Below are 19,983 nucleotides of genomic sequence, written 5' to 3'. Positions count from 1 at the left end.
CGGCCTTCGCCGGCCACCGGCCGCACCCCACCACCGGCGCCACATCCACGATCGGAATACGACCAAGCCTCGGAATGCCGGTCATACGAGACGTCCCGGACTCGACGTGCATGCGTCACCCCTACCCGCGCGAGATTTACGAAACTTCCCATGCCCGTGATCCGGCGCCTACCGCCGCGTAGTTGGGGATAACTTTAAGCAGCGCCGCGAACGCGGAAAGTAAGCGGCCGAGCGGCCGAAGCCCCTGGGCAGACAGGGGTTTCCGCGATCACGCGATCCGCCGGCCGGCCGATCCGCGCGGTGACGGTCCGCTCCCCGCCGTCGCGTGCAGGCGACATGAGCGCATAGCGTGGCTATGCGTGAAGGCAATCCGACGTTTCACGGTCCGCACCGTCCTTCCCGAGCCGCTCAGGCAGCTTGAGGAGCTCGTCCTCAACCTGCGCTGGTCCTGGCACCACGAGACGCTCGACCTGTTCCGCGCCGTGGACCCCGCGCTCTGGGAGGCCGTCCACCACGACCCCGTCCGGCTGCTCGGCGAGGTGTCGCCGGAGCGGCTGGCGCAGCTGGCGGGGGACCGGCGGTTCCGGCGCCGCCTGCAGGACACCGCCGAGGACCTGCGCGAGTACCTGACCGCGCCGCGCTGGTACCAGAGCCGGCCGGACGGCCCGTCGTCCATCGCCTACTTCTCGCCCGAGTACGGGATCACCGCCGCGCTGCCGCAGTACTCCGGCGGCCTCGGCATCCTGGCCGGCGACCACCTGAAGACGGCGAGCGACCTCGGCGTCCCGATCCTCGGGGTCGGGCTGCTGTACCGGCACGGGTACTTCTCCCAGTCCCTGTCGCCGGACGGATGGCAGCTGGAGCGCTACCCGCCGATCGACCCGAACGGGCTCCCGCTCACCCTGCTCCGGGAGCGGGACGGGACGCCGGTCCGCGTCGCCATCGGCCTGCCCAAGGGGAACGACCTGCACGCGCAGGTGTGGGTCGCGCGGGTCGGGCGCGTCCCGCAGCTGCTCCTCGACTCCGACGTCGAGGACAACGACCAGGCGGCCCGCGACGTCACCGACCGGCTGTACGGGGGCGGCGGCGACCACCGGCTGCTGCAGGAGATGCTGCTCGGCATCGGCGGCGTCCGGGCGATCCGCGCGTACTGCCGCATCACCGGGCACCCCGCGCCCGAGGTGTTCCACACCAACGAGGGCCACGCCGGGTTCCTCGGCCTGGAGCGCATCCGCGAGCTGGTCTCGGAGGAGGGGCTGACGTTCGACGAGGCGCTGGAGGCGACGCGCGCGGGCACGGTCTTCACCACGCACACGCCCGTCCCGGCCGGCATCGACCGGTTCCCCCGCGACCTGATCAGCCGGTACTTCGGCGGCGCGAACGAGAAGGAGCAGGTCCCGCTCGACCGGGTCCTCGCGCTCGGCAGCGAGGACTACCCGGGCGGCGACCGCACCGTGTTCAACATGGCCGTGATGGGGATGCGGCTGGCGCAGCGCGTCAACGGCGTCAGCGAGCTGCACGGCGAGGTCAGCCGGGAGATGTTCGGCGGCCTGTGGGGCGGGTTCGACACCGCCGAGGTCCCGGTCGGGTCGATCACGAACGGGGTGCACGCGGGCACCTGGGTGGCGCGCGAGGTGCTGGAGTTCACCGCCCGCGAGCTGCCGTCGGTGATGGAGACCGGGCGCGGCTGGGAGGGCGTGCGCACCGTTTCCGAGCCGGAGATCTGGCGGATGCGGGGCCTGCTGCGGCGCCGCCTCGTGCGGGACGCGCGGCGCCGGCTCCGCGAGTCGTGGCGGCAGCGCGGGGCCGGCGAGGCCGAGGTCTCCTGGATCGACGACGCGCTCGACCCCGACGTCCTGACGATCGGGTTCGCGCGGCGCGTCCCGTCCTACAAGCGGCTCACGCTGATGATGACCGACCCGGACCGGCTCCGCGCGATCCTGCTGCACCCGGAGCGGCCCGTGCAGATCGTGATCGCCGGCAAGGCGCACCCGGCGGACGAGGGCGGCAAGAAGCTGATCCAGCAGATCGTGCGGTTCGCCGACTCCGAGGACGTCCGGCACCGCATCGTGTTCCTGCCCGACTACGACATCGCGCTCGGGCAGCTCATGGTGCAGGGCTGCGACGTGTGGATGAACAACCCGCTGCGCCCGCTGGAGGCGAGCGGCACGTCCGGGATGAAGGCGGCGCTGAACGGCGGGCTGAACCTGTCGATCCTGGACGGCTGGTGGGACGAGTGGTACGACGGCCAGAACGGCTGGGCGATCCCGTCCGCCGACGGCCTGTCCAGCCCCGACCGGCGCGACGAGCTGGAGGCCGCCGCGCTCTACGAGCTGATCGAGGACCACGTCTCCGTCACGTTCTACGACCGCGACTCGGCCGGCCTGCCGCGCCGCTGGCTGGAGATGGTCAAGCACACCATCGCCACCCTCGGCCCGAAGGTGCTCGCCTCCCGCATGCTGCGCGACTACGTCGAGGACCTCTACACCCCGGCGGCCGCGTCCGAGCGGGCCATGGTCGCGGACGAGTACGCGGGCGCCCGCGCGCTGGCGGCGTGGAAGCAGCGGGTCCGCAAGGCGTGGCCGGGCGTCGCCGTCGAGCACGTCGAGTCCAACGGGGAGGAGAGCCCCCAGGCCGGGGCGCGGCTCGCGGTGCGGGTCGTCGTGGACCTCGCCGGCCTCGACCCGGACGACGTCGCCGTGGAGGTCGCCTACGGCCGGGTGGACGACGCCGACGTGATCGTCGACCCGTCCTACCTGGAGCTGGACGAGGTCGAACCGGCGGAGAACGGGCGGCGCCGCTACACCGGCGAGGTCCCCCTCGAGCGCAGCGGCGCGTTCGGTTACAGCGTGCGGGTGGTGCCCAGCCATCCGCTGCTGTCGGGCCGGGCCGAGATGGGCCTGGTCGCGCTGCCGCCCGCCCCGCAGGGGATGACGAACGGCGACCTTCGCTAGGCGGCGGCCTGCGCGTCCTCCTGCTCGTCATCGTCGTCGGGCGGGTCGGGGGCCTGCCAGGCGGCGACGATCAGGGGCAGGAAGACGTGCGTCGCCAGCAGGGCGAACAGGATCAGGAACAGCGCGGCGCCGGGGATCTGCGATTCGCGCCCGTCGCGGTCCGCGACCGACACCGCCAGCAGCACCGCGACCAGGACGAGGGTCGTGGCCCGGTGCGCGGTCGCGAAGGCGCGGAGCCGCGCGGCGAGCTGCCGCTCGTCGAGGTCGTGCTCCCGCCTGGAGGTGAGGCCGCGGGTCACCGCGACCAGCTGGCTCCACAGCGGGATGCCGGCCGCGATCAGGACGCCCAGGATCACGAAGTTCGTGATCATCGCGGCGTCGCCGGGGGCGAGCGCCCACGACACCGCGGCGTCCACCCAGAACAGGCCCAGCGTGACCGCGCCGGCCCCGGCCAGGATCCGGCGGGGCCGCCGCCGGGCGTAGCGGGCGGGCAGCCGGCGCTCCAGCTCCGCGAGGCGGTCCGCGTGCTTCGTCATGACGTGTCTCCGATCCTCGGGAACGGTTTCAGGGAGAAGACGACCTCGACCGGCACCTCGAAGTAGTCGGCGATGCGCAGGGCGAGGTGCAGGCTGGGGCTGTACTCGCCCCGCTCCAGGTAGCCGATCGTCTGGTAGTGGACGCCCAGCGCCGCCGCCAGGTCGCGGCGCGAGACGCCGCGCTCGGCCCGCAGCACCGGGATCCGGTTGTACACGGCCTCCTTGTCGGCGGGCGCCTGGCCGGCCCTGCGGATCACGGCGCGGCCCTCCGCGGACGCGGGCCCCGCGTCCGGACCACCGGTTCGCTCATGAGCACCCCCATACGGGAACTTGGATCATTGACCATATCTCTGCATCCATTGATAGTAGAAGTACTACATTCCATCGCACATTCGCAACTCGGCGGCGCCTGGCAGGATGGGCACGTGCGACTGGCGAAGCGACACGACCGGCCGCTCCGGTGGCTGCCGGAGGGCCGCGCGGCGGACGCGCTCCTGGCCGCCGGAACCCTGCTCGCGCTGACCGTGATCGCGCTGCTGGAGACCCGCGTGGTCGGCCGCGAGCCCATGCCCGCCTACGGCTGGGCGCTGATCGCGGCCGGGTGCGGGGCGCTGTGCTTCCGGCGGAGCCATCCGGTCTCCGTCGCCGCCGCCACCCTGGTCGTCTGCGGGATCTACTACCCGGCGACCGACCCCGACGGCCCGCTGCTGATCACCTTCGTGATCGGGCTCTACACCGCGGCTGCCGCGGGGCACCTGGCGACCGCCTCGCTGCTCGCCGCCGCGGCGATGGCCGGCACCGTCTACGGCGACAGCCGCGACGACATCAACCATCTCGCGGACGCGGCGTCGTTCCTGCTCGCGGGCTGGTTCGTCGCGGTCATCGCGATCGGCGGCGTCGTCCGCAACCGGCGCGCCTACCTGCGGGAGGCCGAGGAGCGCGCCCGGGTCGCCGAGCGCGGCCGCGAGGCCGAGGCCCGCCGCCGCGCCGTCGAGGAGCGGCTGCGCATCGCCCGCGAGCTGCACGACGTCCTCGGGCACAACATCTCGCTGATCAACGTGCAGGCCACCGCCGCGCTGCACGGCCTGCGCCGCGAGCCCGAACGGGCCGCGGACGCCCTCACCGCGATCAAGCAGGCCAGCAAGGACACGCTCCGGGAGATGCGCGCCACCCTCGGCGTCCTGCGCCAGGTGGACGAGGCCGCCCCGGTCGGACCGGCCCCCGGGCTCGCCCGGCTGGACGAGCTGACCGGCGGCATCGCCGCCGCCGGCCTCGCGGTCCGCACCGAGGTCGAAGGCGAGCCGCGCACGCTGCCGGCCGAGACCGATCTCGCCGCGTACCGGATCGTCCAGGAGGCCCTGACGAACGTGACCCGGCACTCCACCGCCTCCGCCGCCGCGGTCCGGATCCGCTACACCGCCGCCGACGTGACGATCAGCGTGGAGGACGACGGGAAGCCGAGATCGGGCGCGCCGTCCGGGGGCGGCAGCGGCATCCGCGGCATGCGCGACCGCGCCGAGTCGCTGGGCGGCACCCTGGAGGCCGGCCCCGGCCCGGACGGCGGCTTCGCGGTGCGAGCGCGGCTCCCGCTCTGAAAAAGGGACGGCCCCGGCCGATGAGTTTCCGGCCCGGGCCGGGTCAGCATGGCCATGGTGACCACACAGACACTGGAAACGCCCGCGGTCGACCTCGTGTACGACGTCTACGGGCCGCTGCCGCCCGCCGGCGGGCGGGCGCCGCTGCTCATGGTCGGCCAGCCCATGGACGGCGCCGGATTCCGCACGCTGGCCTCGCACTTCCCCGACCGCACCGTCATCGCCTACGACCCGCGCGGCCTCGGCCGCAGCGTCCGCAAGGACGGCCGGCACGACCACGCGCCCGAACTGCAGGCCGCCGACCTGCACGCCCTCATCGAGGCGCTCGGCGCGGGCCCGGTCGAGATGTTCGGGAGCAGCGGCGGCGCGGTGACCGCGCTCGCGCTCGTCGCGGCGCATCCCGGCGACGTCGCCACCCTGGTGGCGCACGAGCCGCCGCTCCTGCACGTGCTGCCCGACGCCGCGGCCGCCGAGCGCGCGCGGGCCGGCGTCCGGGACGTGTACGAGAAGAAGGGCGGGGGCGCCGGCATGGCGGCGTTCATCGCGATGACGTCGTGGCAGGGCGAGTTCACCGACGACTACTTCGCCCGGCCCGCACCGGACCCCGCCGCGTTCGGCATGCCCGCCGAGGACGACGGCTCCCGCGACGACCCGCTGCTCTCCGACCGGTCGTGGGCGGTCAGCGACCACCGGCCCGACGTGGCGGCGCTCACCGCGGCGCCCACGCGGATCGTGATCGCCGTGGGCGAGGAGTCCGCCGGCGTCCTGACCGGGCGCGCCGCGGTGGCGACGGCGAGGCTGCTCGGGCAGGAGGCGACGGTGTTCCCGAGCCACCACGGCGGCTTCCTCGGCGGCGAGTTCGGCCAGTCCGGGCAGCCCGAGGCGTTCGCCCGGAAGCTTCGCGAGGTGCTCGACGCCGGCTGACGGCCGGCGGCCGCGTCCTCCCGCGCGGTTCCGGGGCGGCTCCGCTCCGGAACCGGGGGAAGCGGCCCCTCAGTCCCGCCCGTCGTCTCAGTCCCGCCCGTCGTCGCCGTTCCGCGCGCCGAGCGCCTCGTAGGCCGGGGCGAGGACGTCCGGCAGTGCACGGCGCCGGATCTTCACCGGTGGCGGTGCGGCCACCTGGAGGACGAGGCCCGGCGGGACGGCCGGGGACGGGGGCCGGTCGCGGAGGCGGGCCAGGCCGGACGGGGGCGTCCAGAAGCCGGCCGCGGTCAGCGGCTCGTCCGCGACGTCCAGCGGGTCGGGCTCGGTCTCGCCGCCGCGCCGCAGCGCGGCGAGGAGCTGGTCGCGGCCGCGGCCGTTCCACCGCAGGATCAGGAACGGGTCGTCGTCGAACGCCTCGGCGAGCAGGTAGAGGACGGCGGCGGCGTGCTTGCACGGGTCGCCCCAGTCGGGGCAGTCGCACATCAGATGCAGGTCGGACGCCGAACCGGGGAAGAGGGCGAGGCCCAGCTCGGCGAACACCCACTCGATCTCCGGCGGCATCTCCCCGGCGAGGAGGCGGGCCCGGAACACCGCGCGGGACGCCAGCTCCCTCTCGACGGCGCGCCAGTCGTCCGGGGCGATCGCGTCGATGCCGAGCGCCACCTCGTACGGCTCGGGCGCCGAGCCCAGCACCTTCGCGGAGACCTCGTACGGCTCCACGCGCAGGTCGAGCACGTTGCCCTTGCGCGCGTAGGTGCGGCCGCGCTGGAGGCGGCCCTTGTCGGCGAACGACTCGACGAGGTCGATGAAGCGCCTCGACCACCACCGCGTGCCGATCGAGCCGCGCTTGTTGCGGGCCCTGATCCCGTCCGGCATCAGTCGCTCACCGCCTCGGGGGACAGCCGCAGTACGTCGCGGAGCTCGGCGACGGACAGCTCGGTCAGCCAGTCCTCGCCGGTGCCGACGATCGACTCGGCGAGGGCCTTCTTGCGCTCGATCATCTCGTCGACGCGCTCCTCCATCGTCCCGACGCAGATGAACTTGCGGACCTGGACGTTGCGGGTCTGCCCGATGCGGAACGCCCGGTCGGTGGCCTGGTCCTCGACGGCCGGGTTCCACCACCGGTCGACGTGCACGACGTGGTTGGCGGCGGTGAGGGTCAGGCCCGTCCCGGCGGCCTTGAGGGAGAGGAGGAAGACGGCGGGCTCCGCGTCGTCCTGGAACCGCTGGACCAGGTCGTCCCGCGCCTGCTTGGACGTCCCGCCGTGCAGCCACAGCACGGGGCGTTCGAGGCGGGCGGCCAGGTAGGGCCGGAGCATCGAGCCGAACTCGGCGTACTGGGTGAAGACGAGCGCCTTCTCGCCCTGCCCGAGGATCTCGGCGCAGATCTCCTCCAGCCGTTCGAGCTTTCCGGAGCGGCCGGGGAGGCGCGAGCCGTCCTTCAGCAGCTGCGCCGGATGGTTGCAGACCTGCTTGAGCTTGGCCATCGTCGCCAGGACGAGCCCGCGCCGCTCGGTCTCGCCGGCCTCGGCGATCCGCCGGAGCATGTCGTCGACGGTCGCCCGGTACAGCGACGCCTGCTCGGTCGTGAGGTTGCAGTAGACCTTGATCTCCTGCTTCTCCGGCAGATCGGAGATGATCGACTTGTCGGTCTTCAGGCGGCGCAGGATGAACGGCTGCGTGGCCCGCTTCAGCGCCAGCGCCGCCTGCTCGTCGCCCTCCCGCTCGATCGGGATCGCGAACCGCCGCCGGAACGCGCTGCGCGGGCCGAGCAGCCCCGGGTTCGCGAACTCCATGATCGACCACAGCTCGGTCAGGTGGTTCTCGACCGGGGTGCCGGTGAGCGCGATCCGCGTGCGCGCCGGGATGCTCCGCACCGCCCTCGCCTGCCGCGTGCCGCTGTTCTTGAGCGCCTGCGCCTCGTCGCACACGACCCGCCGCCACCCGATGCCCGCGAGCATCTCCGCGTCCCGCGCGGCCGTCCCGTACGTGGTCAGCACCAGGTCGGCGCCCGCCGCTGCCTCGGCGAGGTCGTCGCCGCGGTGCCGCCCCGTCCCGTGGTGGACGTAGACGCGCAGCTTGGGCGTGAACCGCGCCGCCTCCCGCTGCCAGTTCCCCACCAGCGACATCGGCAGGATCAGCAGGGTCGGCTCGGGGCGGGCGCCGTTCTCCCGCTCGTGGACGAGAAGGGACAGCACCGACACCGTCTTGCCGAGCCCCATGTCGTCGGCGAGCAGCGCGCCCAGCCCGAGGCCGTCCATGAACGCCAGCCAGGCCAGGCCCCGCTCCTGGTAGGGGCGCAGCTCGGCGTCCAGCTCGTCCGGGGTGCGCACCGGGGCGAGGCGGCGGTCGGCCTCGCCGGAGAGGAGGTCGCCGAGCGCGCCGCCCGCGTCGACCCCGGTGAGGGGCAGCGCGTCGTCGCCGGCGTGGACGATCGCGCGGATCGCCTCGGCCGCCGTCATCCGGCCCCGGCGGGGGCGGCGGAGGAAGTCGAGGGCCGCTTCGAGCTGCCGCTCGTCCAGCTCCACCCACTGGCCGCGCAGCCGCACGAGCGGGGTCTTGAGGCGGGCCAGCTCCTCCAGCTCGGCCTCGTCGATGCTCTCGTCGCCGATGGCCAGGTCCCAGCGGAAGTCGACCATCGCCTTGAGGTCGAAGCCCGAGGACGCGGCGGCCCCGGAGGACGCCTCCGGATCGTCGGTGCGGGCCGTCAGCCTCATGCCGAGCTTCGCCTTGCCCGCCCACTGCGGGAGCAGGACGCCGAAGCCCGCGGCCGCGAGCATCGGCGCCGCCTGCCGGAGGAAGCGGAACGCGCCCGCGGTGTCGAGGACCAGCTCGCCGGGAGCCGGGCCGTCGAGCGCCGGCGCCAGGTCGGGGAAGAGGCGCAGGGCGCGGCCGAGCCCGGCGAGCAGCGTCTCCTCCGCGTCCGGGATCGAAGCGGCCCCGCCCTCCCAGATCATGGCGGCCGGGACGTAGAGGCTCGGGTCGTCGGTGCCCTGGAGGGCGAACTCGACCCGCCAGGAGTCGCCGTCCGGCTCCTCGCGGGCCGCGGTCTCGCCGGGCCGCTCCGGCTCGCCGAACTCCTCCGCGCCCGGCTCGGCGAGCCGGAAGCAGACGCGCAGCGGGCCGGACGGGCGGCGCGCGGCGGCGGCCCACGCGTCCAGCTCGGCGATCAGGTCGTCGGGGTCGTCGCCGGGCTCGCGGGCGACGGCGGCGGACGGGCCGGTCAGCGCCAGCACCCAGCGCTCGGCGAGCGGCAGCCGGTCGGGCTCCTTGCGCCGCGGCGCCAGCAGCGGATGCGGCACGACGCCCCGGACGGCGGTGTCGACCAGCCCGGACAGCGCCTCGCGCAGCACCTCGGCCGCGGGGCGCCCGCCGTCCGCGGCGCGGCAGGCGGCGGGCATGGCGCGCACCAGCGCGCGGAACCGCGCCGGGTCGTCGATCACCGGGCGCCAGCGCGCGGTGAGCTCGCCGTCCTCGCGCAGCAGCGCGGGCAGGACGTGGCCGCGCGAGGCGAGATGGGCGGCCTCGTCCGCGAGCATGCACAGGAACCGCAGGTCGGTGCCGGGGACGACGTCGGCGCTCCGCTCGGCGGCCTGGAGCAGCGCCATCGCGGGGAACGGTCCGAGGACCAGCGCCGGGACGCGCCACGGGCGCAGCTCGGGCTCGTCCGGCACCGGCTCGGGGCCGAGCTCCGCCGACGGCAGCGGGTGGTCGCCGAGCGTGGGCAGCGACATCGCCAGCTCGACGCGGAACGCCGTGCGGACGAGCGGCTCGTAGGACGTGCCGGTGAAGTCGCAGGTCGCGAAGGGGTGGACGTCCGGTGAGGGCTCGTACGGGCCGGCGCGCTCGGCCCACAGGCAGAGCGCGCCGCCATGCCAGGTGGCGTGGGCGACGAGCATGGTCCCCGAAGCTATCAGCAGCCTCCGACGTTTCCGCGCGTCACAGCCGTCGCACCGCCCGGCGGCCGCCCGCGGCGCCCCTCTGGTTAGGCTCGGGGACGTTCACCGCCGGATGCACAGGGAGGGTCGCCGTGGGCGAGTTCGTACGGGTCGAGGCCGAGGACGGGATCGCGACGATCAGGCTGGACCGTCCGAAGATGAACGCCCTGAACGCCCGGATGCAGCGGGAGCTGATCGACGCCGCCCGGCAGGTCACCGAGGACGAGACGGTGGGCGCGGTCGTCCTGTACGGCGGGGAGAAGGTGTTCGCGGCCGGCGCGGACATCAAGGAGATGGCCCCGATGTCGTACGCCGAGATGTCGGGCACGCCGTCCCGCCTGCTGCAGGACTTCACCAGGGAGCTGGCCGCGATCCCGAAGCCGGTCATCGCCGCGATCACCGGTTACGCGCTCGGCGGCGGGCTGGAGGTCGCGCTGACCGCCGACTTCCGCGTCGCGGGGGAGGGCGCCAAGGTGGGGCAGCCGGAGATCCAGCTCGGCATCATCCCCGGCGCGGGCGGCACCCAGCGGCTGTCGCGCCTCATCGGGGCGTCCCGCGCCAAGGACCTGGTCTTCTCCGGCCGCCACGTCAAGGCCGACGAGGCCCTCGCCATGGGCCTGGTGGACCGGGTCGTGCCGGACGCCGACGTCTACACCGCCGCCAGGGAGTGGGCGGCGACGTTCGTGGGCGGCCCCGCGATCGCGCTGCGCGCCGCGAAGCAGGCCATCGACCGGGGCATCGAGGTCGACCTCGACACCGGCCTGGAGATCGAGCGCGCGCAGTTCGCGGCGCTGTTCGCCACCGAGGACCAGGCGAACGGGATGAAGAGCTTCATGGAGGAAGGGCCGGGCAAGGCGAAGTTCACCGGCCGCTGAGCGCGCGCTCCTGCGCGCACGCCGGGGCGCCCGGCGGCGCACCTCGATAAATGACGGTTAAACCGTTACTTCTGTTTTGAGTGTGCTGCCGGGGTCGGCGCGGTTCCGCCGATAGCATCTGCCGCCATGCGACACGCGTACCGAACCGCGCTCGTGACGGGCGCGTCCAGCGGGATCGGGGAGAGCTTCGCCCGCCTGCTGGCCGGCCGCGGCACCGACCTCGTGATCGTGGCGCGCCGGGCCGAGCTGCTGGACGGGCTGGCCCGCGAGCTGGTCGAGCGGTACCGGGTCGCGGTCGAGGTGGTGGCGGCCGACCTCACCGACGCGTCGCAGCGCGCCGAGGTGGAGGACCGGCTGCGCGCCGACCCGGTCGAGCTGCTGGTGAACAACGCGGGCTACGGCGCTTTTGGAGCGTTCGCGGAGCTGCCGCTGGACGACCACCTCGCACAGATCGAGCTGAACGTGACCGCGCTGGTGCGGCTCACGCACGCCGCCCTGCCCGGGATGGTCGCGCGGAGCCGCGGCGGGGTGCTGAACGTCGCGTCCATGTCGGGCTTCGCGCCGTCCCCCGGAAGCGCCACCTACGGGGCGACCAAGGCGTACGTCGCGTCGTTCTCCGAGAGCCTGCACTCGGAGGTGGCGGGCAAGGGCGTCCACGTGACGGCGCTGTGCCCCGGCTTCACCCGGACGGAGGACGACGTCCCGGCCAACCTGCTGTGGCTGCGCCGCGACGACGTCGCGCGGGCCGGGCTGGACGCGGTGGCCGCCGGGCGCGCGCTGTGCGTCCCCGGCGTGCAGTACAAGGCGGCGCTCCCGGCGCTGAAGCTCATCCCGAGGCCGCTTCTGCGGGCCGCCGTGAACCGCGTGTGGCAGCAGGCCGCTGACACTCGGTGACACCGGCGCGCCGCTTTTTGCTCAGGTCTACAAAACTTCCCGCTGGTTGATTGTTGCGGGGGTGACTTGACGGGGGTCACGGTGAGTGGCGACGATCGGAACCTACGCTTACGTAGGTTATGTGTACGGCCTGCTGGGCGACACCATCGAGCCGCAGGCGCGGCGCCACGTCCGGCAAGACCACCTCGTCCCAGCGAAGGAACCGCATGTCCGTGACCCCCGAAGAGAAGTTCCAGACCGGCATCCTGCAGGACCTCGAGCCCGTCGTCGAGAAGGAACTGAACCGGCACCTGTCGATGGCCAAGGAGTGGTTCCCGCACCAGTACGTCCCGTGGAGCGAGGGCCGCGACTTCGACGGCCCGCTGGACGGGGAGCCGTGGTCGCTGGAGCAGTCGAAGCTGAGCGTCGAGGCGCGCGAGTCGCTGATCGTCAACCTGCTCACCGAGGACAACCTGCCCGGCTACCACAACGCCATCGCCCGGGTGTACGGGCGCGAGGGCGCCTGGGGCACCTGGGTCAACCGGTGGACGGCCGAGGAGAACCGGCACGGCATCGTCCTGCGCGACTACCTCACCGTGACCCGCGCGGTCGACCCGGTCGCGCTGGAGCGCGCCCGCATGCACCACATGGAGGCCGGCTACGAGGCCGACCACGGCGACTCGTTCCTGCACGGGACGGCCTACGTGTCGTTCCAGGAGCTCGCCACCCGCGTGTCGCACCGCAACACCGGCAGGGCGTCCGGCGACCCCGTCTGCGAGCAGATGATGGCGCGCATCGCCGCCGACGAGAACCTCCACATGATCTTCTACCGGAACGTGATGGGCGCCGCGCTGGAGGCCGCGCCGAACGAGACGATGCGGGCGATCACCGACGTCGTGAAGGCGTTCCAGATGCCCGGCCACAGCATCGACGGGTTCCTCCGCAAGTCCGTGATCATCGCCAACGCCGGCATCTACGACCTGCGGCTGCACCACGACGACGTGCTCGTCCCGGTGCTGCGCAAGTGGGGCGTGTTCGACCGCACCGACCTGTCCGGCGACGGCGAGAAGGCCCGCGAGGAGCTGGCCGAGTTCCTGGAGCAGCTCGACGCCGCCGCCGCCAAGTTCGAGGCCCGCCGCGAGGAGCGCCGCGCCCGCCAGGCCGCACGGAAGGGCTGACCCGGCGGCGCCCCCCGGCCGCCCGGAGGTGAGCGGGAACGCGAACGCGTTTCGCCGCGTCAAAGGGTGCATGGGGACGCATTGGCGACTGGGCGGGTATCGGTTGCTGGACGAGATCGGCCGGGGGAGCACCGCGGTGGTGTACCTCGCCATGGACTCCCATGGCCGCGAGGTCGCCGTCAAGGAGCTGATCCCGGAGCTGACGGGGGTCCGCGAGGCGATCGACCGGCTGGCGCGGGAGATGCGGGCGCAGGGCCGGGTGCGCAGCGCCTACGTCGCGGAGCTGCTGGACGGGGCGGTCGCGGCGGAGCGCCCGCACGTCGTGATGCGGTACGTGCCGGGCTGCCCGCTGGGCGACCTGGTCAAGGCGTACGGGCCGCTGCGCGGCGACCGGCTCCACCGGTTCGCGCGGCGGCTGGCGCTCGCGCTCGGGGACGTCCACGACGCCGGCGTCCTGCACCGCGACGTGTCGCCGGGCAACGTCATCGCGATGGGCGACCGGCCGACGCTGATCGACTTCGGGATCGCGCACGAGGCCGGCGCCGAGCAGATCACCCGCCGCGGGATGGTCGTGGGCACGCCCGCCTACCTGGCCCCCGAGCTGATCGAGGGGGAGCGCGCCACCCCCGCGTCCGACGTGTTCTCCTGGGCGGCGACGGTCGCGTACGCGGCGACGGGGCGCCCGCCGTTCGGGCGCGGGTCGCTGCACGGGGTGTGCTTCCGGATCCTGCGCGGCGAGGCCGACCTGGACGGCGTCCCCGAGCCGGTGGCCGGGCTGCTGCGGGCCGCGTTCCGGCGCGACCCCGCGAGGCGCCCGCCGGCCCGCTGGTTCGCCGGGGCGCTCGCCGGCGCCCCCGGCGGGGCGGTGGCGGCCTGATGCCGATTAGATCTTCCCGGCCGGACCGGCAAGGGTAGGGTTTCGGAAACGATGAGGGGAGGAGCCGTCACGTCCGGGGACCGAATCGGCCACTACAGCGTCCTGCAGACCCTGGGAGAGGGTGGCATGGGCGTCGTCTACCTCGGCGCCGACCCCGAGGGGCGCAACGTGGCCATCAAGGTGCTGCGCCCCGCGGTCGCGGGGGACGCCACGGCGCGCCGCCGGCTGGCCCGCGAGGTCGACTCCATGCGCAGGGTGCACAGCCCGCACGTCGCGGAGATACTCGACGCCGACGTGACCGCCGACCAGCCCTACATCGTGACCCAGTACGTTCCGGGCCGCACGCTCGAAGAGGTCGTCGAGGACGCCGGGCCGATCTACGGGCCGGCCCTGCAGCGGCTCGCCGTGGGGCTGGCGTCGGCGCTGTCGGCGATCCACGGCGCCGGGATCGTGCACCGCGACCTGAAGCCCGGCAACGTGATGCTCGTGGACGGCGAGCCCGTCGTCATCGACTTCGGCATCGCGCAGGCCGCCGACGCGACCCGGCTCACCGCGACCGGCATGGTCATCGGCACGCCCGGCTACCTCGCCCCGGAGATCATCGAGGGCGAGGACGCGGGCCCGCCGTCCGACGTGCACGCCTGGGCCGGGACGGTCGCCTACGCCGCGACCGGCCGGCCGCCGTTCGGCTCCGGCACCTTCGAGTCGATCTTCTACAAGATCATGCAGGGCACGCCGGACCTGGACGGCGTGCCGGACGCGCTGCTGCCCGTGCTGCGGTCGGCGATGGCGCGGCACCCGGCCGAGCGCCCCACCGCGGTCGGCCTGGTGCAGCTCACCCGGCGGATCCACCTCGAAGCGACGATCACCGACCAGACCCGCGTCGACCAGCACTACCCGGCGGCCGGCGCCGCGGCGGCGGGCGCGGCTGCGGCCGGCACGGCGCTGGACGAGCCGGCGGCCGACCACTCCCGGATGTTCTCCATGCCGGTGACGGGGCAGCCGGAGTCCACGTCCCAGGACGTCCCGGCGCCGCCCACGGCGCCGGGCGGCACCGGACCGGGCGGCATGACGCCGAGCACGGCGCCCCCGGTGCCCGCGCCCGTCCCGGCGCAGCCGCGCGACTTCGTGGGCCAGCTGCCGCCCGCCGCGCCGCCGCCTCCGCCGCCGGGCCCGCCGCCCGCGCAGTTCAAGGCGGGCGAGCAGTTCGGGCCGCGCGGCTACGACCCCTACGACCGGGGCGGCTACCCGCCGCCCTACGGGCCGCCGAACCAGCCGCCGCCCGGCGCGCTGCAGCGCGGCCCGTACGACCCGCAGGCGCAGGACGCGCAGCGGCGGGCCGCAGACCGGGAGCGCGCCGACCGCGACCGCCGCAAGCCCTACGGCTGGTACCGGGTGCTGAGCTTCATCGTCCTCGTGGCGCTGCTCGGGTTCGCCGGCATCGCGCCGCTGCTCGCCCTCGGCGTCACCGTCGCGGGCGTGTTCGTGCTGCGCGCGGCGGACAAGGCCGCCAAGGGCATGGAGGGCCGGCAGACCCGGCGCGGCCCGCGCTCGGGCGACGCCGTCGCCGCCGCGTTCCGGACGCCGCTGCACCTTCCGGGCGCGCTGATGTCCACGGTCCTGTGGACGTCGCTCAGCCTGATCGCGGGCATGATCGTCCTCGGCGTGCTGATCTTCGCGAAGTCCGACATGACGGCGTCGACGGCCATCGCGTACTCGTCCATGGCGGTGATCGGGCTGCTGTGCCTCGCGCCGGGCAGCGGCGCCCCGCGGCGCCAGCTCGCCCGCATCTGGGGCGCGCTGCTGCCGCGCGCCGAGGCCGCCCTCGCGGGTGCGCTCATCCTCGGGATCTTCGCGGGCGTGCTGGTCGCGCTGTCGCAGCGGCAGCCGCCGGACACGACCCCGCTGGACGGGATGAGCCAGAGCCTTGAGGGCCTGCGCGCGGACGTCCGCGAACTCGTGTCCGGCATCCCGGGCATGTGATCGGCGCCCGGGACCGATGAGCGGAAAGACGAGCCCGCGGCACATCGGCCCGTACCGGCTGCTGTCGCCGGACGGCGCCGGGGCGGTCCGCCGCGCCGCCGGACCCGACGGCCGCGACGTGGCGATCCGGCTGCTCCCGCCCGGCGCGGCGCCCGACATCGGGCGGATGCGCGAGGTCGCCAGCCCCTACGTGGTGGACGTCCTGGACGGCGAACCCGCCGGCCCGCAGCCGTATGTCGTGTCCCGGTTCGTCCCCGGCCGGCCGCTGGGGGACGCGGTCGCCGAGCACGGCCCCGTGTCGGGGGACGCCCTGCGCGGCATGGCCTACGGGCTGGCCAAGGCTCTCGCCGCGATCCACCGCGCGGGGCTCGCGCACGGCGCGCTGGGGCCGGAGACCGTGCTCGTCGTGGACGACGCGCCGGTCGTGGCCGACTTCGCGCTGACCGCCGGCGGCGATTCCGGTGGCGGCGCCGCCGATGACGTGGGCGCCTGGGCCGCGACGGTGACGTTCGCCGCCACCGGGCGGCGTGACGCGTCCGCCGAGGCGCTGCCGTCCGGGCTGCGCCCGCTGGTGGAGGCGGCCTCGCGTCCCGATCCGCGTGAGCGCCCGGCCGCGGAGGAACTGGCGGAGGCGGCGTCAAAGCTCGACCTGCCCGCCCGTCCCGCCCCGGCGCCGGGGACCGGGCCCGGGCTCGTCCCGCGTGCGCGGCCGGAGAGCGCGCCCGCGGCGAGCGCCGGTCCCAGGCCGAAGGTGGCGGGCGAGGCCGCGTCCGCGCGGGGCGTCGAGGCGCACGAGATGAGAGTGGCGCTCGGGTGGGCGCGGCTGCTCACGGCGATGGCGGTGGTGATCGCCGTCGCGGTCGCGATCATCGCGCCGGTCGCGGGCCTGGCCGCCTCGCTCGCCGCGGTGACGCTGCTGCGGCTCGCGGCCGCGCCGGAGCGCCGCGGGGCGCGGGGCTGGGCCGAGGCGTTCGGGCGGACGCTGCTGACCGTCCCGTACGCGGCGGCGTGCACGGTGGCCGTCCCGGTCGGGCTGGCCGCGGTGGCGGCGGGCGGGCGGATCGACTCGCTCCTCGCCTGCGCGTTCGGCGCCGGCGCCGGAGCGGCGGCGCTGTGGACGGCGCCGGGCGTGCACGGCCCGCGCCGGCGGCTGGAGCGGCTGCTCCTGCCGCTCGCGCGGCGGCCCCGGCCCGTCGCCGCGGCGGTCGTGGGCCTCGGCGTCCCGGCCCTGCTCGCGGTGGTCGGGGCGATGACGCTGGAGCCGAGCTTCGCCCCGATGTACGGGCTCCAGCAGACGCTGGAGAGCTCGCTGGACCGGCTCCAGCACGCCGCCGGCCGGTGGTGAGACGTGAAGTCCGTCACGTCCGGTTCGGGACGCGGGAAGCCCCGTGAACGCCCCGCGTACGTGGGTAAGGTCTCACGAACTGGGATTTGCCAGTAGGCTACTCGCTAGTAACCTGGCTTGTGCACGGCCGAATCAGGGACCCGACTCCGAAGGGCGTTCGGGTATTTGGCAGGCTGTGACTTCGGAAACGCACGTCCGCGTCGACCCGCCACGGGCGGCGCCCCTCGCCGCTCCTCGGCGGCCAACTGAGTGCAGGGAGGTCGGCCACCGGCCATGAACATCGTCGTCCTGGTGAAGCAGGTTCCCGATACGGAGAGCCCGCGCAAGCTGAAGTCCGATGACAGCACGCTCGACCGCGCGGCGGCGGACGGGGTCATCAACGAGCTCGATGAGTACGCGATCGAAGAGGCGCTGCGCATCAAGGAGGCCCACGGCGGCGAGGTGACCGTCCTGACCATGGGCCCCGACAAGGCCACCGACTCGATCCGCAAGGCCCTGGCCATGGGCGCCGACAAGGCCGTGCACCTGGTCGACGACGGTCTCGCCGGCTCGGACGCGCTGCAGACCTCGTACGCCATCCAGCAGGCGCTCGGCCGCACCGGGTTCGACCTGGTGGTCCTCGGCTCGGAGTCCACCGACGCGCGCACCGGCGTGCTCGCCGCGATGCTCGCCGAGCGGCTCGGCGCCGCGCAGGTGTCGCTCGCCAACAAGGTCGAGATCGACGGGACGTCCATCAAGGCGCAGCGGCAGACCGACTACGGCTTCGACCGGATCGAGGCGAGCCTCCCCGCGGTCGTCAGCGTCGTCGAGAAGATCAACGAGCCGCGCTACCCCTCCTTCAAGGGGATCATGGCGGCCAAGAAGAAGCCGGTCGAGACGCTCGGCCTGGACGACGCCGGCATCGACGCCGCCCGGGTCGGCCTGGCGAACGCCGCCACCGAGGTGGTCGACTTCGCCGAGGCGCCGCCGCGCGCCAAGGGCGAGATCGTCACCGATGAGGGCGACGGCGGCGTGAAGATCGCCGAGTTCCTCGCGTCGAAGAAGTTCGTCTGACCGGGGAAGGGGATTAGAGACCAATGGCTGAGATTCTCGTCCTCGTCGACCACGTCGACGGTGAGGTCAAGAAGGTCACGCTCGAACTGCTGACGCTGGCGAACCGGCTCGGCGAGGCCGCCGCGGTATGGGTCGGCCCGGGCTATGAGAACGCCAAGGACAAGCTCGGCGAGTACGGCGCGGGCAAGGTGTACGTGGCCGCCGACGAGGAGCTGACCTCCTACGTCGTCGCCCCGAAGGCCGCGCTGCTGGCCCAGCTCGTGAGTGAGAAGTCGCCCGCCGCCGTGCTCGTCCCCGCGACGGGCGAGGGCAAGGAGGTCGCGGGCCGCCTCGCGGTCAAGACCGGCTCCGGCGTGCTCACCGACGTGGTGGACGTCGCCGACGGCTTCGTCGCCGAGCACTCCATCTTCGGCGGCGGCATCATCGCGCACGCCCGGGTGAAGACCGGCACGCCGATCATCGCCGTCCGGCCGAACTCCGTCGCCCCCGAGCCGTCCCCGGCCACCCCGGCCGAGGAGCAGGTGTCGGTGGCCCTGTCCGACGCCGACAAGGGCGCGAAGATCGTGGAGAAGGTCGTCCAGGAGAAGGGAGAGCGCCCGGACCTGACCGAGGCCGCGATCGTCGTCTCCGGCGGCCGCGGCGTCGGCGGCGCCGAGAACTTCAAGATCATCGAGAGCCTGGCCGACTCGCTCGGCGGCGCCGTCGGCGCCTCCCGGGCCGCGACCGACGCCGGCTGGTACCCGCACTCGTTCCAGGTCGGCCAGACCGGCAAGACCGTGTCGCCGCAGCTCTACATCGCGGTCGGCATCTCCGGCGCCATCCAGCACCGGGCCGGCATGCAGACCTCGAAGACCATCGTCGCCATCAACAAGGACCCCGAGGCGCCGATCTTCGAGCTCGTCGACTTCGGCGTCGTGGGCGACCTGTTCCAGGTCGCGCCGCAGCTCACCGAGGAGATCAACAAGCGCAAGTGACCTCCCGCGCACGGCCCCGGCGGCGCCCGCCGCCGGGGCCTCCGCACGTTCAGGAGCGCGCCGGCGACGGGTACGGGACGGCCTTCAGCAGCGCGGGCCTGAGCATGCCGCTCACCTCCGCGTACGGGACGACCGCCTCCTGGAGGCCGCAGGCCGACGGGTATCCCAGCAGCGAGCCGTAGAAGGCGACGCGGAGGCCCTCCCGCGTGAGGGCCATGGTCACGTCACCCGACCGCACGAACGCGGACGGGTCGTCGGTGCCGCGCGGGACGTCGCCCGCGCAGTAGGCGCCGCCGCGCAGATGGGGTCCGATCTTCGCGTCCAGCGGCTTCAGGCCCCGCTCGGACGGGTCGCGGAACAGGTCGGGCGGCCCGTAGGCGGCGCCGGTCCGCAGGTCCACGGTCGCGGCCTGCGGCTGGTCCCAGCCCGTCCCGCGGTCGCCGTCGAGGGCGACCGCGTACCACACCGACAGCAGCCGGTCGCCGCGCATGAGGATCCGCGGCGTCACGACGTCGGTGTAGGCGCCGCTGCCGACGCCCCCCAGCCCGCTGCGGACCTTGGCCCAGCGCCGCTCCAGCGGCGCCCGCAGGGCCTGGTTGATCTTCCGGGCGAGCGCGGCGTCCCCGCCGGTGACCCGCACGATCCGCCCGCGCGCCTGGAAGGTCGTCCCGGCGCCGATCTCGCGCGGCGGCTCGGTGAACGCCGCGAGGCGGACGGCGACCGGCTCCGGCGCCTCGTCCGCGACGGCGGCGTAGATCGCCGCGCCGCCGCCCACGGCCACGGCGGCGGCGCCGCCCGCGACGGCCGCCACCCCCTTGGCCCCGAGCGCGCCGACCACTCCCTGGCCGGCCGCCCCGGCGCCGCCGGCCCCGGCGCCC

General features: G+C 74.3%; 16 protein-coding genes. 11 read left to right on the top strand and 5 right to left on the bottom strand.

What is annotated here, in order from left to right; genetic code table 11:
- Nucleotides 1-359: 359 nt before the first annotated feature.
- Complete coding sequence (gene glgP, locus ACIWVC_RS29360) at nucleotides 360-2,954, top strand: alpha-glucan family phosphorylase (protein WP_396451536.1); 2,595 nt, start codon at nucleotides 360-362, stop codon at nucleotides 2,952-2,954.
- On the opposite strand, the gene ACIWVC_RS29355 is transcribed toward glgP, so the two are convergent.
- Together ACIWVC_RS29355 and ACIWVC_RS29350 are read right to left on the bottom strand one after the other, a co-directional pair.
- Nucleotides 2,951-3,490 (bottom strand): hypothetical protein, encoded by a 540-nt coding sequence (locus ACIWVC_RS29355; RefSeq protein WP_396451534.1) that lies wholly within the window; start codon nucleotides 3,488-3,490, stop codon nucleotides 2,951-2,953. The two genes, glgP and ACIWVC_RS29355, sit on opposite strands and share 4 nt — an antisense overlap.
- Entirely contained in the window at nucleotides 3,487-3,744 is a 258-nt protein-coding gene (locus tag ACIWVC_RS29350) for a helix-turn-helix transcriptional regulator (RefSeq protein WP_396451538.1), read from the bottom strand. Before ACIWVC_RS29350 ends, ACIWVC_RS29355 begins: the two co-directional genes overlap by 4 nt.
- A gap of 171 nt (nucleotides 3,745-3,915) precedes the next feature.
- Here ACIWVC_RS29350 and ACIWVC_RS29345 point away from each other — a divergent pair, with 171 nt between their 5' ends.
- Both ACIWVC_RS29345 and ACIWVC_RS29340 read left to right on the top strand, forming a co-directional pair.
- The gene (locus ACIWVC_RS29345; protein ID WP_396451532.1) at nucleotides 3,916-5,085 is read left to right on the top strand and encodes a sensor histidine kinase; all 1,170 of its coding nucleotides are present in this window, start codon (nucleotides 3,916-3,918) and stop codon (nucleotides 5,083-5,085) included.
- Nucleotides 5,086-5,139: 54 nt separating this feature from the next.
- On the top strand, nucleotides 5,140-6,009 hold the full coding sequence (locus tag ACIWVC_RS29340) for an alpha/beta fold hydrolase (protein ID WP_396454833.1): 870 nt from the start codon (nucleotides 5,140-5,142) through the stop codon (nucleotides 6,007-6,009).
- 87 nt (nucleotides 6,010-6,096) lie between these two features.
- Here the strand turns inward: ACIWVC_RS29340 and ACIWVC_RS29335 are convergent, their stop codons facing one another.
- Complete coding sequence (locus tag ACIWVC_RS29335) at nucleotides 6,097-6,885, bottom strand: SWIM zinc finger family protein (RefSeq protein ID WP_396451528.1); 789 nt, start codon at nucleotides 6,883-6,885, stop codon at nucleotides 6,097-6,099.
- Nucleotides 6,885-9,908: a DEAD/DEAH box helicase gene (locus ACIWVC_RS29330; RefSeq protein ID WP_396451526.1), complete on the bottom strand. Its 3,024-nt coding sequence runs from the start codon at nucleotides 9,906-9,908 to the stop codon at nucleotides 6,885-6,887. The genes ACIWVC_RS29335 and ACIWVC_RS29330 overlap by 1 nt, the downstream gene beginning before the upstream one ends.
- Nucleotides 9,909-10,039: 131 nt before the next feature.
- Between ACIWVC_RS29330 and ACIWVC_RS29325 the strand changes: the two genes are divergently transcribed.
- From ACIWVC_RS29325 to ACIWVC_RS29290, 8 genes are all read left to right on the top strand, one after another.
- Nucleotides 10,040-10,822 carry an enoyl-CoA hydratase/isomerase family protein gene (locus ACIWVC_RS29325; RefSeq protein ID WP_396451524.1) on the top strand — a complete coding sequence of 261 codons (783 nt, stop codon included), beginning with the start codon at nucleotides 10,040-10,042 and terminating at the stop codon, nucleotides 10,820-10,822.
- A 126-nt stretch (nucleotides 10,823-10,948) separates the two neighbouring features.
- The gene (locus ACIWVC_RS29320) at nucleotides 10,949-11,716 is read left to right on the top strand and encodes an SDR family NAD(P)-dependent oxidoreductase (protein WP_396451522.1); all 768 of its coding nucleotides are present in this window, start codon (nucleotides 10,949-10,951) and stop codon (nucleotides 11,714-11,716) included.
- Between the two features lie 206 nt (nucleotides 11,717-11,922).
- Nucleotides 11,923-12,873 carry an acyl-ACP desaturase gene (locus ACIWVC_RS29315; protein ID WP_396451520.1) on the top strand — a complete coding sequence of 317 codons (951 nt, stop codon included), beginning with the start codon at nucleotides 11,923-11,925 and terminating at the stop codon, nucleotides 12,871-12,873.
- A 103-nt stretch (nucleotides 12,874-12,976) separates the two neighbouring features.
- A complete protein-coding gene (locus ACIWVC_RS29310) occupies nucleotides 12,977-13,750 on the top strand; it encodes a serine/threonine-protein kinase (RefSeq protein ID WP_396451519.1) in 774 nt (257 codons plus the stop codon).
- Between the two features lie 51 nt (nucleotides 13,751-13,801).
- Nucleotides 13,802-15,733, top strand: a complete 1,932-nt coding sequence (locus tag ACIWVC_RS29305; protein WP_396451517.1) for a serine/threonine-protein kinase — start codon at nucleotides 13,802-13,804, stop codon at nucleotides 15,731-15,733.
- Between the two features lie 16 nt (nucleotides 15,734-15,749).
- Nucleotides 15,750-17,078 (top strand): hypothetical protein, encoded by a 1,329-nt coding sequence (locus tag ACIWVC_RS29300; protein ID WP_396451515.1) that lies wholly within the window; start codon nucleotides 15,750-15,752, stop codon nucleotides 17,076-17,078.
- A gap of 273 nt (nucleotides 17,079-17,351) precedes the next feature.
- Nucleotides 17,352-18,131 carry an electron transfer flavoprotein subunit beta/FixA family protein gene (locus ACIWVC_RS29295; protein ID WP_396451513.1) on the top strand — a complete coding sequence of 260 codons (780 nt, stop codon included), beginning with the start codon at nucleotides 17,352-17,354 and terminating at the stop codon, nucleotides 18,129-18,131.
- A gap of 23 nt (nucleotides 18,132-18,154) precedes the next feature.
- Nucleotides 18,155-19,105, top strand: a complete 951-nt coding sequence (locus ACIWVC_RS29290) for an electron transfer flavoprotein subunit alpha/FixB family protein (RefSeq protein WP_396451511.1) — start codon at nucleotides 18,155-18,157, stop codon at nucleotides 19,103-19,105.
- A gap of 49 nt (nucleotides 19,106-19,154) precedes the next feature.
- Here ACIWVC_RS29290 and ACIWVC_RS29285 read toward each other — a convergent pair.
- On the bottom strand, nucleotides 19,155-19,983 hold an 829-nt coding region (locus tag ACIWVC_RS29285; protein WP_396451509.1), incomplete at its 5' end, for a hypothetical protein.

The organism is Actinomadura sp. (assembly GCF_044508335.1).
Lineage (GTDB): Bacteria > Actinomycetota > Actinomycetes > Streptosporangiales > Streptosporangiaceae > Spirillospora.
The sequence above is the reverse complement of the archived record's forward strand: the minus strand, read 5'-3'. Positions and strand labels throughout refer to the sequence as shown.

Bases quoted from the DNA above. Each gene is read 5' to 3' on its own strand.
- ACIWVC_RS29315 (WP_396451520.1), top strand. From the start codon at position 11,923: ATGTCCGTGACCCCCGAAGAGAAGTTCCAGACCGGCATCCTGCAGGAC.
- ACIWVC_RS29335 (WP_396451528.1), bottom strand. From the start codon at position 6,885: ATGCCGGACGGGATCAGGGCCCGCAACAAGCGCGGCTCGATCGGCACG.
- ACIWVC_RS29340 (WP_396454833.1), top strand. From the start codon at position 5,140: ATGGTGACCACACAGACACTGGAAACGCCCGCGGTCGACCTCGTGTAC.
- ACIWVC_RS29295 (WP_396451513.1), top strand. From the start codon at position 17,352: ATGAACATCGTCGTCCTGGTGAAGCAGGTTCCCGATACGGAGAGCCCG.
- ACIWVC_RS29330 (WP_396451526.1), bottom strand. From the start codon at position 9,908: ATGCTCGTCGCCCACGCCACCTGGCATGGCGGCGCGCTCTGCCTGTGG.
- ACIWVC_RS29305 (WP_396451517.1), top strand. From the start codon at position 13,802: ATGAGGGGAGGAGCCGTCACGTCCGGGGACCGAATCGGCCACTACAGC.
- ACIWVC_RS29300 (WP_396451515.1), top strand. From the start codon at position 15,750: ATGAGCGGAAAGACGAGCCCGCGGCACATCGGCCCGTACCGGCTGCTG.
- ACIWVC_RS29320 (WP_396451522.1), top strand. From the start codon at position 10,949: ATGCGACACGCGTACCGAACCGCGCTCGTGACGGGCGCGTCCAGCGGG.
- ACIWVC_RS29355 (WP_396451534.1), bottom strand. From the start codon at position 3,490: ATGACGAAGCACGCGGACCGCCTCGCGGAGCTGGAGCGCCGGCTGCCC.
- ACIWVC_RS29290 (WP_396451511.1), top strand. From the start codon at position 18,155: ATGGCTGAGATTCTCGTCCTCGTCGACCACGTCGACGGTGAGGTCAAG.